General features: G+C 52.7%; 12 protein-coding genes. 9 read left to right on the top strand and 3 right to left on the bottom strand.

Annotation, left to right across the window (positions count from 1 at the left end):
- Positions 1-261 precede the first annotated feature (261 nt).
- The 5 genes from BISA_RS02125 (at position 262) to BISA_RS02105 (ending at position 6,973) form a co-directional block, all read left to right on the top strand.
- The gene (locus BISA_RS02125; protein WP_152597258.1) at positions 262-2,391 is read left to right on the top strand and encodes an alpha-galactosidase; all 2,130 of its coding nucleotides are present in this window, start codon (positions 262-264) and stop codon (positions 2,389-2,391) included.
- Positions 2,392-2,474: 83 nt separating this feature from the next.
- The gene (locus BISA_RS02120) at positions 2,475-3,836 is read left to right on the top strand and encodes an ABC transporter substrate-binding protein (RefSeq protein ID WP_033889928.1); all 1,362 of its coding nucleotides are present in this window, start codon (positions 2,475-2,477) and stop codon (positions 3,834-3,836) included.
- A gap of 94 nt (positions 3,837-3,930) precedes the next feature.
- Positions 3,931-4,869 (top strand): carbohydrate ABC transporter permease, encoded by a 939-nt coding sequence (locus tag BISA_RS02115; RefSeq protein WP_033889927.1) that lies wholly within the window; start codon positions 3,931-3,933, stop codon positions 4,867-4,869.
- On the top strand, positions 4,866-5,750 hold the full coding sequence (locus BISA_RS02110) for a carbohydrate ABC transporter permease (protein WP_081889967.1): 885 nt from the start codon (positions 4,866-4,868) through the stop codon (positions 5,748-5,750). Before BISA_RS02115 ends, BISA_RS02110 begins: the two co-directional genes overlap by 4 nt.
- Positions 5,751-5,896: 146 nt before the next feature.
- Positions 5,897-6,973 carry a LacI family DNA-binding transcriptional regulator gene (locus BISA_RS02105; protein WP_051917287.1) on the top strand — a complete coding sequence of 359 codons (1,077 nt, stop codon included), beginning with the start codon at positions 5,897-5,899 and terminating at the stop codon, positions 6,971-6,973.
- An 83-nt stretch (positions 6,974-7,056) separates the two neighbouring features.
- Here the strand turns inward: BISA_RS02105 and BISA_RS02100 are convergent, their stop codons facing one another.
- Together BISA_RS02100 and BISA_RS02095 are read right to left on the bottom strand one after the other, a co-directional pair.
- Positions 7,057-8,088 (bottom strand): glycosyltransferase family 2 protein, encoded by a 1,032-nt coding sequence (locus BISA_RS02100; RefSeq protein ID WP_033889926.1) that lies wholly within the window; start codon positions 8,086-8,088, stop codon positions 7,057-7,059.
- 133 nt (positions 8,089-8,221) lie between these two features.
- On the bottom strand, positions 8,222-9,511 hold the full coding sequence (locus BISA_RS02095; protein WP_202806946.1) for an ATP-binding protein: 1,290 nt from the start codon (positions 9,509-9,511) through the stop codon (positions 8,222-8,224).
- A 289-nt stretch (positions 9,512-9,800) separates the two neighbouring features.
- Between BISA_RS02095 and glf the strand changes: the two genes are divergently transcribed.
- The 4 genes from glf to BISA_RS02075 all read left to right on the top strand — a co-directional run bounded on the left by glf (position 9,801) and on the right by BISA_RS02075 (position 14,001).
- A complete protein-coding gene (gene glf, locus BISA_RS02090) occupies positions 9,801-10,976 on the top strand; it encodes a UDP-galactopyranose mutase (RefSeq protein ID WP_033889925.1) in 1,176 nt (391 codons plus the stop codon).
- Between the two features lie 176 nt (positions 10,977-11,152).
- Positions 11,153-12,382, top strand: a complete 1,230-nt coding sequence (locus BISA_RS02085; RefSeq protein WP_033889924.1) for an ATP-binding protein — start codon at positions 11,153-11,155, stop codon at positions 12,380-12,382.
- Between the two features lie 23 nt (positions 12,383-12,405).
- Entirely contained in the window at positions 12,406-13,065 is a 660-nt protein-coding gene (locus BISA_RS12160) for a DUF4190 domain-containing protein (protein ID WP_051917286.1), read from the top strand.
- A 114-nt stretch (positions 13,066-13,179) separates the two neighbouring features.
- Positions 13,180-14,001 carry a fumarylacetoacetate hydrolase family protein gene (locus BISA_RS02075; protein WP_033889922.1) on the top strand — a complete coding sequence of 274 codons (822 nt, stop codon included), beginning with the start codon at positions 13,180-13,182 and terminating at the stop codon, positions 13,999-14,001.
- A 267-nt stretch (positions 14,002-14,268) separates the two neighbouring features.
- On the opposite strand, the gene BISA_RS02070 is transcribed toward BISA_RS02075, so the two are convergent.
- Positions 14,269-15,198: an AEC family transporter gene (locus BISA_RS02070; RefSeq protein WP_033889921.1), complete on the bottom strand. Its 930-nt coding sequence runs from the start codon at positions 15,196-15,198 to the stop codon at positions 14,269-14,271.
- Between the last annotated feature and the right edge of the window lie 210 nt (positions 15,199-15,408).

Genomic DNA, 15,408 nt, shown 5'->3' with positions numbered 1-15,408 from the left:
TCGCACGTTTAGGACGAGTTCATCTAAAAGGTTGGACATATTTATTTGTCGTACCAGCTTGACTTGGAAACGATACCAGTATATGCTGTTAAATATCTCGAGGTTGAGAAACGGCTGGTTGTAAAGAATCTAGATATAACAATACTTTCAAAGGAGATAAGTGGTAATGATTGCCTTAGCGAATAATGGTAACGATTTCGTATGGCTGGAGTTGCAATGACTGTGACACACGAATCTTCAAACAGTGAGAAGAGGTGAATCATGAGCAGTGTCTCTATTGGTAATGGGCATATCGAATACAAGTTCTTCTATAGCAAGGATGTTCCGCTGTCTGCGGAAGCGGTTGCACTAGAGGGGCGCCAGAATGAATCCGCTAGGATGGTGTTATTCCCTCATCGCATCCCTGTGGTGGAGATTATGGCTGCAGGCAGAGGAGAGGGCCACTGGATTACCAGCACTCGTCTTGTACAGACATCCTTAGGCGCAGCGTTGAGGGTTTCCTCTGTGGAAAGCCGTGAAGATAAAGATGCATCGTACTGCAACATCCATATGAACAGTGAGCAATATGGTCTGGAGGCCGTGCTTCATCTCACATTGTTCCATACCGCCAATGCCTTGCGTGCAAGCGTTGACATTACCAATACATGGGACGATTCCCTGGTTCTGGAATCCGTAACGCCATTCAGCACATCCTTTGGTACAACTCTTGAGAATAAAAAGACTGATTTCAGCTCTTGGTCCTCGTATGAATGCACCAATGAATGCATTGGTGAAGGTCGTTGGGTTAAGACGCCAGTCAGACGTTTTTGCCCGGCTTTGCATCCGGAGTTATCCCAACGCGATCCTCAAGGGTGCCATGCTGTATTTTCGGAGGGGACGTTCTCTACTGGAACATCATCGCCTGTCGGCGTGCTGGAATCTGAACGCCTCAATATGGCTTGGGCATTCCAGATCGAGAACAACGGCGGATGGCGCTGGGAATTCGGCGAGGATCGCTCGGATGGCTATTTCGCTCTATCCGGTCCCACCTGGCGTAACAATACGTGGTCTCGCACTCTTGGCAAAGACGAAACGTTCAGCACTGTTCCGGTGTCGATATGTTTCGGCACTGATTTCCATGAAGCAATGGCTGGCCTCACTCGTTATCGCCGGGCAGTACGCAGCCAAATGGGGCGCTCCTCATCCCCGATAATCATCTTCAACGATTACATGAACACCATCAATGGCGATCCGACCACTGAAAAACTGCTGCCACTCATTGACCAAGCTGCTGATCTCGGCATCGAAGTCTTCTGCGTGGATTGTGGTTGGTATGACGATTCCGGTGATTGGTGGCCGTCGGTTGGTGAATGGAAACCGTCCACTACCAGATTCCCCCACGGATTGAAGGAGGTAATCGATCGAATCAAAGACAAAGGCATGATTGCTGGCCTCTGGTTGGAGCCTGAATCCGTAGGCATTGAGAGTCCTGTGGCCTCTCAGCTGCCTGATGAAGCGTTCTTCCTTCATGATGGCAAGAGAATGGTGGAACAGAAGAGGCTCATGCTCGATTACCGCAATCCAATGGTTATCGACCGCATGAATAGTATCGTGGATGGTCTGATTGACGAATATGGTGTCGGATACTTCAAGTTTGACTTCAACATTCGCCCTGGTTCCGGAACCACCTATGCGGCAGATAGCTCCGGAGACGGCCTGCTGGAACACGGGCGAGCCTATCTGCGTTGGATCGACTCGCTATATGCTCGGCATCCCGGACTCATTATCGAGAACTGTTCCGCAGGTGGCGGCCGAACGGATTTTGCGCAGGCCTCCCATTTCCAGCTGCTCTCTACGTCAGACCAGCAGGATTACCGCCTCTACCCGGTGATCTCCACTGCCGCACCCATGACCATGTTGCCGGAGCAAGCAGGGAATTGGGCGTATCCGGAACGTGATATGAATGCCGAGCAATTCGCCTTCGCATTATGCAACACCATGATTGGCCACTACTTCCTCTCCGGATATGTGAACACGTTCAGCGAGTGGCAGAACAACATGGTCCGCGAGTCAATCGAAGCGTACAGCAAGGAGGTTGCGCCGCATATTGTGCAATCCGAACCATTCTGGCCGCTGGGCATGCCCGCTTGGGATTCGCAAAAAGTGTCGTTCGGTCTGAAAGACAGTAATACGGTCATCGTGGCTGTTTGGGGGCGTAACGCCGCTGAGAAGACCACGGTACTTCTGATTCCCGGAGCTGCTGGGCACGACGCCAGCATCGATGTATTGTTCCCCCGTTCACTGGAAGTCGACTCATGGGCTCCTCATTGGAATCGTGAGCTTGGCGCCCTAACCGTGGACGTCCCTGAACGTGAATTCCGTGCTCGGATATTCTCGCTCTCACTCAAATAAATAAGTCATTGCACCAATAAATCCAGATAACTCAATACACCCTGTCGCGGTATTGCGCCGCGCAAATAGAAAGGAAACCAACGATGATTTCTGGAAAGTGGGTAGGAAAGGGACGCGTCGCGTGTGCGGCATTGATCGCTTGCGCCACACTGCTTGCAGGAGGTTGTTCCAACCCCACGGCAACACAGTCCAATGAAGACACATCAGCCGCGGGGTATTGGCCGGATCAAAGCACTGACCTGTCAGGTGTGAACCTCACCATGTGGGTGTCTCCAAATTCCAAAAACTTGTTTGAAGACGTTGTCGCCTCGTTCAACAAAAAGACAGGTGCAAACCTCAAAATCAGCGTTGTCGCTGATGTGTACGTGAATAACGCCCAAACCAAGATCGCTACTGGTGACGTTCCAGACCTTGGCGTCTGGCAGCCGACTTCTTCAATGCTTTCCGGCCTAGTGGCCCAAGGCAAAGTCCAGAAGCTTGATAATGCTCCGTTCATCAAGAACTACAAGGAAGGTTACGCGGACGCGGCCGGCATGTACAAAGGATCTCGATACTCCCTCCTGTTCACTGCACCTTCCGTGCTGGGCGTGTATTACAACAAGGAAGTATTCGAGAAAGCCGGCATCAAGGAAATGCCGCAGAACTGGGATGAGCTCCTTGAAACGGCACAAACCATCAAGAACAATCTTCCGGAAGGCACGAACTCTCCGTTCTACGACATGGGCGGCGCCCAGTGGGGAACGCAATGGGCCGTTCAAGTACAGCTCGCTGAAGCCGCCCGTGACGGCTTGTGGGATCGTGTGAATAGCGGCAAGGAGAAGTTCACCGATTCCACCATCATGGACGCCATCACGGAATACCAGAGCATGATTAATGATCTTCACCTGTTCAACGAAGATATCGGTTCCGCTACAGATGTGACCGAAGAACAGGCGCTGCTTAATGGTGAGACAGCCATGATCTTCGGCAACTTGAGCCTGTTCCTCGGCGTCTCCGCAATGGCCAATAACGACAAAGCCACCTTGGATAAGAAGATCGGCTTCTTCCCAATCTCCAAGGAAGGCACTATCGCCACTGTGGTGCCTGAAGAGACCAATGGTCTCGTGGCCTTTAAGACCGGTGATTCCAAGCGAGAAGCCGCATCGCGCCAGTTCTTGACGTATCTGATGGGTGATGCCTACCAGGACTTCATCAACAGTCAGAACACTACGTCGATTCTGACCACGGCGGAGACCCCGGACACTGTTCCGCAGGCGCTGATTGATGCCAACGATTCCATCAAGAACAGTGTTGGCTCCATGCAGTCACTGGCCATTGCCAATCCCGATTTCTATGTGAATCTCGCCAGCATGGTAAACGGCACGATGACCGCTCAGCAGGCTGCTCAGACCACACAGGATCAGTTCGATGAAATCGCCAAAGCTCAGGGCGCAGAAGGCTTTTAAGCCTTTGGCGAGTTGACGGGCAGTATGGCGGTCGTTTCCCTTGTCGTAGCAATGGCCGCCGTACTTCTCCCCGTACCATAAGAAAGGAGTGTTGATGTCAACACATAGCGCATCGAGCGTGAAGCAATCTTCTACGGGAGTTGCCCGGCATAATTACATTCGGTTGCTCAGCCAGAACTATCCGGTTCGATTCCTCGTTCCTGCAGGTTTTATACTGCTGGTGTTCTTCTTTATCCCTACAATCCTGAATTTCGTTCTCGCGTTCACCAACTGGAGCGCATACAACCCGAATATCTCATTCAACGGATTCGATAACTTTATATCGCTGTTTAAGAACGGCATGCTACTCAGGGATTTGCGAACCACCCTGATCTTCGCTGTATGTGTGGCGTTCTTCCAGAATGTGTTCGGTCTGTTCCTAGCAGTCTTCTTGGAAGAAGACACCTTCGCCAACCGGTTGGCACGAGTACTATTCTTCATCCCCGTGCTGATGTCGGCGCTCGCAGTCGGCTACGTGTGGCAGGCGATTCTGCAGCCTAATGGCGCTCTGAACCAGCTGCTTGGCGGCCTGTTGGGACACACGGTGAAAACGGCTTGGCTGGGCAGTACCACATGGACCATCGTGCTCGTCTCGGCAATCCAAGGGTGGAAATGGGCTGGTCTAGCAATGATCATCTACCTCGCTGGATTGAAAACCATCGACTCCGAAGTACTGGAAGCTGCAGCAATTGATGGGGCGAACGGCTTCCAGATGTTCTGGAAAATCAAGTTCCCACTGCTGGCTCCTGCCGTGACATTCAATGTGGCTACCTCGCTGCTCGGTTCCATGAACGGTTTCGACACCATTCAGGCAATGACCAACGGCGGACCTGGTGGTTCCACCGAAATCTTCAACCTGTACGTGTGGCGTACGTTCGGCCAAGGAACTTATGCGCAATCCACAACAATGAGCCTCATCCTCTTCCTCGTGGTGATGATCATGGCCGTTCCCGTAATTACATACCTGCGCAAACGTGAGGAGAAGATACTATGACAATGGCTACGTTCCAGGCGGAACCGCAGAAGTCGGATCAGCCGGTATACAAAAGCAAATGGTCGACTGGCCGTAAGATTCGGCATATCGTGTTCCTGGTTCTACTGGTATTCATCTCTCTGGGGCTGCCGTTCTATCTGCTATTCATCACGGCGAGCAAGAACCAAGCAGAGGCATTGCAGCTCTCGCTCCGTCTGCCCACGGAATGGCACCTTATCGACAACTTCAAAACGGTGCTTACGGAAGGCAAGATGATTACAGCCTTCTTCGGTAGTGTGGCAGTTACGGTACCGGCTGTGGCATTGGCGCTGATTTTCGGCTCTATGGCATCTTGGATTCTCGCTCGACGTGCTACTAAGCCGATGGCCATTATCTATGCACTGTGCATCTCTGGCCTGATTCTTCCTCCCGCAGTGGTATCCGTCATGATGTTGCTGAAAACTATCGGATTGGCAGGTACCGCAATCGGCATGATTTGCGTATACATGGGCATATATCTCTCCACGGTGATTTTCTTCGTGACCGGATTCATCAGGACGATTCCGATATCTCTGGAGGAGTCGGCCCGGATCGATGGGGCCTCACCGGCGAGAATATTCTTCACCATTGTGCTGCCGTTGCTGGGACCGACTCTGGGAGCTGCGACGATTCTGCTGATCCTGTACATATGGAATGACGTGTTCTACGCGTTGTTCATTCTCTCCGGCAAATTCGATACGCTGCCGCTGAACTTGTACAACGTGGCAAGCGCCGGCTTACACCTCAACAATTGGCATCTCATTTTTGCGTACATCATCCTGATGAGTCTGCCGTTGCTAATTGTGTTCGCTGTGGCTCAGAAGAAGATTATCTCTGGTATTACCGGAGGCGCAGTGAAGTAATCAGGCTTATCCGTTGCTGATGTGAGGTCTAATTCCCGCCTCTGCATCGGCAACGGATTATCTATTTTGCTAATCTATTGAATAGTGGGCGGACTCAGCGCCGAGTCCCTATTCCGGACTTGAATACTGTGTAATGCGGTGAAAGGATGACCAAGATGCGAGCTTCTGGCAAGAAAAGCGTGTCCATCAAAGATGTTGCCAAGCTGGCAGGTGTGTCGGTGTCATCCGTATCCCGATATCTCAATGGTGGCAGCAATGTTAGCCCGGCAAGCCAGAAGAAAATTGCGCAGGCCATTGAAACGTTGAATTATAGGCCTAGCGCCTTGGCTCGAGCTCTGGTGAGGGAAATCAATCCGGCCATCGCAGTGGTGACGATTAACTCATCTCAGCTCGGACCGACCCAGATGCTTGGCGGCATAGAAGCTCGAGCTCGGGAACGAGGAGCCTCCATCACCATTTCCGTTCCTGAAACTGATCGCCGTGAAGATATTCTCAACTCTCTGCACATGGCTGCAGATCAGAATCCTTTGGGAATCATCTTTATGTATCCGGACATGGTCGACGAAAACATCAGCGACTTTTTCCCACTCGAGGGACCTTATGTGATGGTAACGGGCCAGCAGACTATGGGGGCCCATGAGGTATCCCTATGCGATCAGGAAGGTGGTGAGATCATCACTCGTTATCTTCTTTCGCTGGGGCATAAAACGGTCTACCATGTAGCGGTTCCGGTTCGATTGGAATACAACAGGCGCCTTCAAGGATGGCGGAAAGCTCTGGAAAATACCGGTTCGTATATTCCCGATCCGATTATTTGTGGGTGGGACCCGGAAGATGCGCGCGAAATCGGCCGTCGCCTTGCTCTGAACGATGACGTAACAGCTGTTTTCGCCGGCAATGATGAATTAGCCATTGGCCTTATCTCAGGCTTACGCGACATGGGCAAGCGCGTCCCCGATGATGTCAGTGTGGCTGGTTTTGACGACCATCCACTTTCCGGTTTTTGGGATCCAGGTCTCACCACCATTCACCAGGAATTCATACGCGCTGGCCGAGAAAGCGTGGATTTGCTGCTGCGGCAAATTCCTCAGTATCAGGAGAATCCTGATGGCGGAATTACCGATGCAAACGGCGATGAAACCGAGATCTCTAAAAAGAGTTTGGACATTCATGGCAAATTAATCATCAGAAACTCAACAGGAGCGCCGCGTCAAGAGAAATAAAACGTTTCTGTTGAGCATAGGTAATGCAGGAATTGTGGCCGTTGTCCAGTCTCGATTTAACCACGGTCAAATATCTACCGCGTTTACTTCATATTTTTGATTTTGGCATCGTAGATGTGTTTTTCGAGCAGTCGGATTTGGCGGGTTGCGGCGCAGTGCAGTCGCTGGGGGAGTGGGAGTTTGCGGAATAGCTCGTGGAACTCTGCAGTATCCTGTTTGCGCTGCTGCTGGCTGGTGGCATTGTTGAAGTCGGGTGCAGTGGTTTCCTCTTGGAATGAGCCGACGAGCGTGTAGTAGCTGCGGCCGGGGCGTACACCCTGCTCCAAGCACAGGCGGAAATTGGTGGCACCGGCTACGAAATTGTCGTGGTAGAAGCTGAAGCTGCGCTCCTTATGCGTCACCGAACCGGCGGATTGCAGCCAGTTGTACAGGTTCACATCGAGGTCAGCTACTTTGCCCATACGCGTGTACAGCTCACCGGCCACCATCACATCCTGTGCATACATGCCTTCCGGGAAGCGGATGCCATCCCACAGTTCGCGCTTATACAGGCGGCACCAGTTGGCTTCGTTGAAGTAGCGGGCTTCGGTATTGCGGCCGAGCTTATCGCCGATCAGACGCAGGCTCTTGCAGAATACGGTTTGGTAAGCGGCGAGCGGATGCTCGAACACGGTGATCTTGCCGGGCGCTTCGGCGCCGGCTGCAGCCTCGGCGGCCACGGCGTCCAGCTGGGAGACACCGAACTGACGCCAGCGTGCCTTGCTCATATCCGCACCAGTGTTCACAAGCGCATGCAGCAAGTATTCGATATTGCGGCGGTCGAGGATGTCGTCGTTGTCTGAAAAAGCGATGTATTCGCCGTGCGCCGCGTCTAAGCCGGCATTCTGCGCCTTTGAGATACCGCCGTTGGTCTGGTGGATTACCTTCACGCGTGGATCCTGCTTGGCATAGGCGTCGCAGATGGCGGGGCTGGAGTCCTTGGCGCCATCATCCACCAGAATCACTTCCAGATTCGTATACGACTGCCCCAGGATCGAGTCCACGCAGTAATGCAGGTAATCCTCGGCGTTATACACCGGCACAATAATGGAGACGAGCGGCTGAGGCTGTGGCATGGGGTTCCTCTGGAAATTCTCTGCTGATGTGGACATTCTCAGTATCGCACGATTATTCATCATGATGCTCTCGAAAATCAAGGTGATACAACGTAATTCTGCAAATGCAGACCTTTACTGTATTCCGGGAAGTTTACGCTTCCAGACTGTTCGGGTTGAGCAGAAAATCGTATACGCTCATGGTGAGAATGCCGTGGTCATCTCGGGTCGGTTTAACAACGTCGCGAACAAGCACAATCTTTTTGAAACTGTCGTCAACTCCTAGCAACGAAGCTTTCTCTTGGGCTATCTTCTCCTCGGTGGGCAACTGGTATGCGGATTGAATGTAATAACGCTGACTACCAAGATTGGCCACAAAGTCGACTTCTAAGTATTTCCGGTAAGACTCCCCATTCCGAGTTCCACGCTGTTCTACAATACCCACGTCGACGTTGTAGCCGCGCATCCGCAACTCGTTATAAACGATGTTCTCCATAATGTGTGTTTGCTCGACTTGCCTGAATCCCAGACGAGCATTGCGCAGACCTATATCTTCAAAGTAGTACTTTTTGGGGCTGCCGATGTACTTGCGGCCTTTGACGTCGTATCGGCGAGCTTCCTCGATGACGAATGCGTCTTCAAGGTAGTCGATGTATTGCACGATCGTTCTTGTGCTAATTTTGGAGTGCAGCACACTATCGAACGTGGCCTTGATTCTGTTGGGATTGGTTAAGGCGCCAATCGAGGATGCAAGCACATTGGTAAGGTCATCCAGTTCCTGAGATTTGCGCAGTTTATTGCGCGCGACGATATCCTTGAGGTAGGTTTCCGTGAACAAGTTCTCCAAATAGCGTGACTTCTGTTCATCGGTATGCATGGACAAGGTGAGGGGCATGCCGCCGAACACCACGTATTCAGCCCAGCCGTGCTGGACGTCTCCGTCATACACCTGCATAAATTCAGCGAACGACAGCGGGCGGACTCGCACCTCATCTCCGCGACCGCGGAATTGGGTCATCACATCTGTCGATAGCATTTTTGAGTTACTACCGGTCACATACACGTCCACATTGCGCATATGCAGCAGGCCATTGAGTACTTCATACAAGCGAGGCGGCTCTTCGCCTCGCAGCTCTTCGTCTGAGATGGCGTATTGGACTTCGTCAAGCAGCACGTAGTATTGTTCGGTTCTGCTGGTGATGCGTGATTTCAAATACTCAAACAGTTGAACCGGATTACGGTATTCGGCATATGACATGTCATCAAGCGCAATCTCGATAATATGGTCGTTATCTACGCCTTGTGCACGTAAATGGGCTTCGAACAAATCAAATAATAAAAAGGTCTTTCCGCAGCGTCTTGGCCCCGTGATTACTTTGACCATGCCGTTGCCCATGCGTGCGATGAGGTCATTGAGATACTTATCCCTGGTAATGAGCAGCATGCATCCTCCTCGTTTCATGTTGGCGCACTGTATTCAGTCTATTGCATAATATTGTCATTTTTGTCAATTATTGTTAATGCAACTGCTGTCTATTGCATATAATTGACATATATGACAAATATTTGCAATAGAACATGCGTTGTGTGCTTGATTTTGTCATCGCTGATGATGTGGTTGCCTAGGGATTAAATCCGTCCGGCGTGTGTACGAGTAGTATTGATGCGACTTGTGTTGTGAATGCTGAATAAGCGCACCACTACGGAAGCTTTGACTTTAAAGGAATGCGAATATGGCTGAATTCGAATACCCGGACCTGGTGATTGTTGGCGCTGGCCTGTTTGGCTTGACTGTGGCGCAGCAGGCGGTGGAGCATGCGGGCGCTCGCGTGCACATCATCGACGTGCGCGACCACATTGGCGGTAACGCGTACTCGTACTTCGATCCGGAGACCGGCGCGGAGATTCACCGGTACGGCGCGCACCTGTTCCACACCTCCAACAAGCGCGTGTGGGATTACGTGAACCGCTTTACCTCGTTCACCAACTACGTGCACCGCGTGTACGCCACGCATGACGGCGAAGTCTACCCGCTGCCAATCAACCTTGGCACCATCAACCAGTTCTTCCACGCGCATTACACACCGGCCGAGGCCCAGAAGCTCATCGCCGAGCAGGCTGGCGAGCTCGCCGGCACCGATCCGGAGAACCTGAACGACAAAGGCATCCAGCTCATCGGCCGCCCGCTGTACGAGGCGTTCATCAAGAACTACACGGGCAAGCAGTGGCAGACCGACCCGGCCGAGTTGCCCGCCTCGATTATCAAGCGCCTGCCGGTCCGCTTCAACTACGACAACCGTTACTTCAAGGACACGTGGGAGGGCCTGCCCGCGGACGGTTACACCAAGTGGTTCGAGCGCATGATCGATGATCCGCGTATCACCGTGGAACTCGGCGTGGACTTCTTCGACGAATCCCAGCCGTACAACAAGAAGGCTCTGCAGGCTGCGGGCGTGCCGGTGGTGTACACGGGCCCGATCGACCGTTACTTCGACTACGAGCTCGGCGACCTCAAGTGGCGCACGGTGGACTTCAAGGAGGTCCGCTACGGCGAAGGCGACCACTTCGGTTGCCCGGTGATGAACTTCTCCGATGCCGACGTGCCGTACACGCGTGCCATCGAGTTCAAGAACTTCAACCCGGAGCGTGCGGACCAGCAGAACCCGGACAAGACCGTGGTGTGGGAGGAGTACAGTCGCTTCGCCGAGCGCGGCGACGAGCCGTACTACCCAATCAACACGGACGCGGACAAGACGCTGTACGCGCAGTACGAGGCCAAGGCCGCCGCCGAGCCGAAGACCGTGTTCGGCGGACGTCTCGGCACGTACAAGTACTACGACATGCACCAGGTGATCGACACCGCCCTGACCGCATACGAGGAACAAGTCGCCCCGCTGCTCGCGAAGTGATGCTGTTCGTTAAGGTGCCTTATCTTCTGTGCATAACAAGGCAAGGAGATAAGGCACCTTTTCGGTACTTCTTCTCTGACGGGAATCATCTTAAGAATTATTTATAGTTCACTTTAATTCGTGATATCAATAGCCTATGATTTTAAATATACTTAAAATTGAAAGGCTGCTTGGTGATGAATTATATCGAACGTGAACAATTGATATCGGTGTTGTATCGACATCGGGATACGCAATCGGTCAAAGTTCTGACAGGTGTGCGTCGGTGCGGCAAAAGTACATTGCTGCGTCATTATGCGGATAAACTTCTGGCTGACGGTGTGCCGGAACGCAACATATTCGTTAAACGATTTGATTCCTTTGATATGCCTCTTGGATACTCGGCCGAGCAGCTCTATCGAGATTTGCGGAATGCTGCCGAGACCTCTGAATCAGGCACGTTTTATGTGATGCTGGATGAGATTCAGGAAGTAGACGGTTGGGAAAAAGTGGTTCGTCGTCTACAGACTCGTGAGCATACTGACGTATATATCACTGGATCGAACGCCTATCTGTTATCCGGTGAACTTGCCACCTATTTGGCGGGGCGTTATGTTGAAGTTCCTGTATATCCCTTGTCGTTTCGGGAATATGCGTCGTATGTAGCGCAACGGTCAATTCGAGAGTCGCAAGATCAGTCATTCGCTCGCTACATGATGTTTGGTGGTATGCCGGGTCTGTACTCGGACGGTGCTCCCGAGGATCTTAACCAAACCAAGGCGCAAGAGATTCTAAGTGCCATATATGAATCTGTGGTGATTAAAGATGTGGCGACTCGATATGGCATTCGTGATCTCGCAACATTAGAGAAGCTTAGTCGCTACTTGTTTGCCACTTCGGGCAATCTTTTCTCAACCAACAAAGTGGTGGGCACATTAAAATCAGCCGGTATTGGCATTACCAATCTGACTGCCGACAATCAAATTGATGCTTTAGAGAAAGCGTTCATCATATACGGCTGCGAACAATCTCGGCTTCGAGGCAAAGAGCTACTGCGGCCGCAACGCAAGTATTACCCAGTAGATAATGGTTTCCGCAATCTTGCGCATGGGTTCGATGGCTCCGATCAAGGTGCCCAGCTTGAAGGTATCGTATATATGGAATTGCGCAGACGCGGATATTCAGTGTCGATTGGTACGTTGCCGGATGGGGAGATTGATTTTGTTGCTCGACGAGGTTCGGAGAAAATTTATATTCAGGTCACATTGAATATGACTGACGAAAACACGCGTGCTCGTGAATTGGCTCCTTTGCAGAAGCTAAATGATGCTTTCCCTCGCATGGTGCTGACGCTGGATCATTTTGGTTTGGGGGTCACCGACGAAGGTATAACCATTAGGAATGTTGTTGATTGGCTGCTGAAGTAGCTGCCTTACGGAAGGAGAATTCGATGAGCGATTTGAATGAGCATGAGGACCTAGGCGAGACTTCCGGCGAAGAGCATCAGCCTGAAACGCAGCATGGGAATCCGACCGCGAACCCGCAGAATGCGGCTTCATATGCGGCTCCAAGCATGCAGCAGAGCAATCCATATGCGAATCCATACGCGAATCCATACGCAAATCCGTACAATCCTTACGTGAATCCCTACATTGCCCAGCGGTATAACAGCTTTGCCGTGGGCGGTTTTGTCGCATCATTCTTCGCCTCAATAATCGGCATTGTGCTGAGCGTCATCGGATTGAGTGAAATCAAAAAACAGGGCGGCAAAGGGCGCGGTCTAGCCATCGCCGGAATCATCATCGGCGCAGTCAAAATCATCGTTGAAATCATTCTGATTATCGTCGCAATCATTGGCGTTGTTTCGTGGGTCGAGCAGGAGTCTCGCAATGGTGGGCTGGACAGTTACACGTATGAATACAGCTTTGGAGACTCCGGCAACAGCCATAACCGTGACCGCAGCACTGATGACCATGACTACAGTGATTTGGACGATTTTGATTTCGACTTTGATCTTGACTCTGACTCCAATGGCGATTCTCGTGATGACTTCGATGACCTGTTCGAGCAATATCAAGGTGATAACAACACCACTGTCTTCGCACAGTAGATGAACTGGCCATTATGCTCTGTGTTTGATGTTGTGACATGAAACGGGTGGCAAAAAGTACGTTTCACGCAAAATGGTCATGCCGGCCTGAAGTGCCGTAGTAGTGTTGGCCCTATGAGACTTGCACGATTTTCTTTGAATGATGCGCCGCGCTATGCCTTCGTGCAGAAGGATCCAGTTGACGGCAAGGACTACCTCATCGAGTTGGACGGTCATCCGCTGGCCGGCGACCAGGTCAAGCCCACGGGCAATCGTTACGCGGTGGACGCAGACGGTGTACGTCTGCTCGCCCCGGTCATTCCTTCCAAGGTGTACGGCCTGGCCAAGAATTACGAAGCGCATGCGCAGTTCATGCACGAAGCCGGCCACTCCGAGATTGCTCACGCTCCGGAGAACATGGTCATCTTCACCAAACCGTCCACCTCGGTGATTGGCCCGGACGATCCGATTGTGTACCCGGCCTGCTCCAAAGACATGAACTTCGAGCCGGAAGTGGCCGTGGTGATGGGCCGCATTGCCAAGAACGTGCCGGTTGAAAAGGCTATGGATTACGTGCTCGGCTTCACCTGCGTGAACGACGTAACGTTGCGCGACCTGCAGGGCCTCGACCCGACCTGGACGCGCGCCAAGGGCTTCGACACGTCCTGCCCGCTCGGCCCGTGGATCGTGATGCGCGACGACCTCGACTGGAAGGACGCGAAGATTTCCTTCACGTTGAACGGCGAGGACGTGCCGATGGCATCCGGTACCACCGCGAACCTGATTCACGGCATCCCGGAGCAGATTGCCGCGATTTCCTCGTTCTCCACGCTACTGCCTGGCGACGTGATCATGACCGGTACGCCGAACGCGTCCGGTCATCTCGACCCGGGCGATGAGACCATCGTGCACGTGGAAGGCATCGGCGACCTGCGCAACGTGATTGTGCGCGCCTGATTTTGTTTGTGTTTGCCCATGCGGCATCATGGGCGGCTTAGAGCTTAAGGGGCAGTAACTGCGCGTCCGGACGGATGCGGTGCGCAGTTGCTGCCCCTTTTGTGATGCAAACAGGCAGTACCTGCGCAAGGGGTTCGTCGGTCCGCGCAGTTACTGCCTGTCGGAGGTCCGAAATCGGCAGTGACTGCGCGTGGGTTGTGTGCGGGCGCGTAGTTACTGCCTGCCGGATGAGGATTGAAGGTACAGGGTGCCTGCCCAAGGTCGCCGTCACGCGCCTGGCAGCGCCGCATGCAGCACGGTCATGACCACCAAACTGATGATGGCGGTCACGGTTAGGGAGAATCCCGCGAGCTTCGCGTTGCCGGTGAGCGAGTCAGTGAACTTGGTGGAGAAAATCGTGATGGGGGCGAAGGAACCCAGCACAATAATCTCGCGAATGCGCATATCAAACGGCAGTAGGAACCAGGCGGCCACCGCGATAATCACGCCAAACAGTGCGCGCCAGCCAATCACTTTAAGCAGTTCCATGCGGTCCTTGCGATTGTCCGGAATCTCCATCATCAAGCCGATCATGGCCATTGCGCAGAAGGCGTTCGCGTTGGCGAACGGGGTGATCAGCGTCACGATAGGCTGCGGAATCGTGATGTGCAGGAACATGAACACCAGCATCAGCATGTAAATGTCGAACGAAATCGAACCCAGAAAATCATGGGCGATATTGCGCAGTCGCAGGCTCAACGGCAGCGACTTGAAGTTCTCATCCATCTTGAGCAGCGTGCGCGTAATGGTGAGCGACCCGGCCGTGGCCACGGTTGCGTTACCAATGTCGAGCATGATGATGGGCAGGCCGGCCGAAGCGCCCATGAACGTCTGTACCACGGGCAAGCAGAACGCGCCCAAGTTCAATCCGGACGCATTAAGCATCTGGAAAGCGCGATAGTTGCGTTCATCGCCATGCGAGCCGAGATACACGATAAACAGCGGAATCGCGCAAGCGAAGAAGCCGAACAGCACAATCCACAGCATACGCATGTCATGCTTATTGGTGGCGAACGACAGGATGATGGCGCAGGGGAGCGTCAGATTGAACACCAAGCCTTGGGCGACCTTGTAGTCGCGCTCGCCGAAGATGTGCAGGTGTTTCAGTGCGTATGGGCCCAGAATGGCGAGCAGCAGCGCGCCGGATTGGAAAATCATGAAGCTTCTTCTTGTCTCTCGGAAAAGAGTGTGCCGCGTGCCGTTGCTGGTGCGAATGCTGACGCGCGAACGTTGCCCACAATAGGAGCTGCCATGCTCAATATTGGGCGGATGTGTGTGATTTGGACAGCGGGACTTCAGTGGATTTCAGTGCGGCTTCAGTGCGATTGGCGGTTGGGCGGCGGAAAACTGGCGGATCATCGGCGGATT

The organism is Bifidobacterium saguini DSM 23967, from assembly GCF_000741715.1.
Classification (GTDB): Bacteria; Actinomycetota; Actinomycetes; order Actinomycetales; family Bifidobacteriaceae; genus Bifidobacterium; species Bifidobacterium saguini.
Note: the sequence above shows the minus strand (reverse complement) of the source record. Positions and strands in the feature narration are given on the sequence as shown.

What these genes read in the sequence shown, in the direction of transcription:
- BISA_RS02125 (WP_152597258.1), top strand. Translation starts at nt 262, where the DNA reads ATGAGCAGTGTCTCTATTGGTAATGGGCATATCGAATACAAGTTCTTC.
- BISA_RS02120 (WP_033889928.1), top strand. Translation starts at nt 2,475, where the DNA reads ATGATTTCTGGAAAGTGGGTAGGAAAGGGACGCGTCGCGTGTGCGGCA.
- BISA_RS02115 (WP_033889927.1), top strand. Translation starts at nt 3,931, where the DNA reads ATGTCAACACATAGCGCATCGAGCGTGAAGCAATCTTCTACGGGAGTT.
- BISA_RS02110 (WP_081889967.1), top strand. Translation starts at nt 4,866, where the DNA reads ATGACAATGGCTACGTTCCAGGCGGAACCGCAGAAGTCGGATCAGCCG.
- BISA_RS02105 (WP_051917287.1), top strand. Translation starts at nt 5,897, where the DNA reads ATGACCAAGATGCGAGCTTCTGGCAAGAAAAGCGTGTCCATCAAAGAT.
- BISA_RS02100 (WP_033889926.1), bottom strand. Translation starts at nt 8,088, where the DNA reads ATGCCACAGCCTCAGCCGCTCGTCTCCATTATTGTGCCGGTGTATAAC.
- BISA_RS02095 (WP_202806946.1), bottom strand. Translation starts at nt 9,511, where the DNA reads ATGCTGCTCATTACCAGGGATAAGTATCTCAATGACCTCATCGCACGC.
- glf (WP_033889925.1), top strand. Translation starts at nt 9,801, where the DNA reads ATGGCTGAATTCGAATACCCGGACCTGGTGATTGTTGGCGCTGGCCTG.
- BISA_RS02085 (WP_033889924.1), top strand. Translation starts at nt 11,153, where the DNA reads ATGAATTATATCGAACGTGAACAATTGATATCGGTGTTGTATCGACAT.
- BISA_RS12160 (WP_051917286.1), top strand. Translation starts at nt 12,406, where the DNA reads ATGAGCGATTTGAATGAGCATGAGGACCTAGGCGAGACTTCCGGCGAA.
- BISA_RS02075 (WP_033889922.1), top strand. Translation starts at nt 13,180, where the DNA reads ATGAGACTTGCACGATTTTCTTTGAATGATGCGCCGCGCTATGCCTTC.
- BISA_RS02070 (WP_033889921.1), bottom strand. Translation starts at nt 15,198, where the DNA reads ATGATTTTCCAATCCGGCGCGCTGCTGCTCGCCATTCTGGGCCCATAC.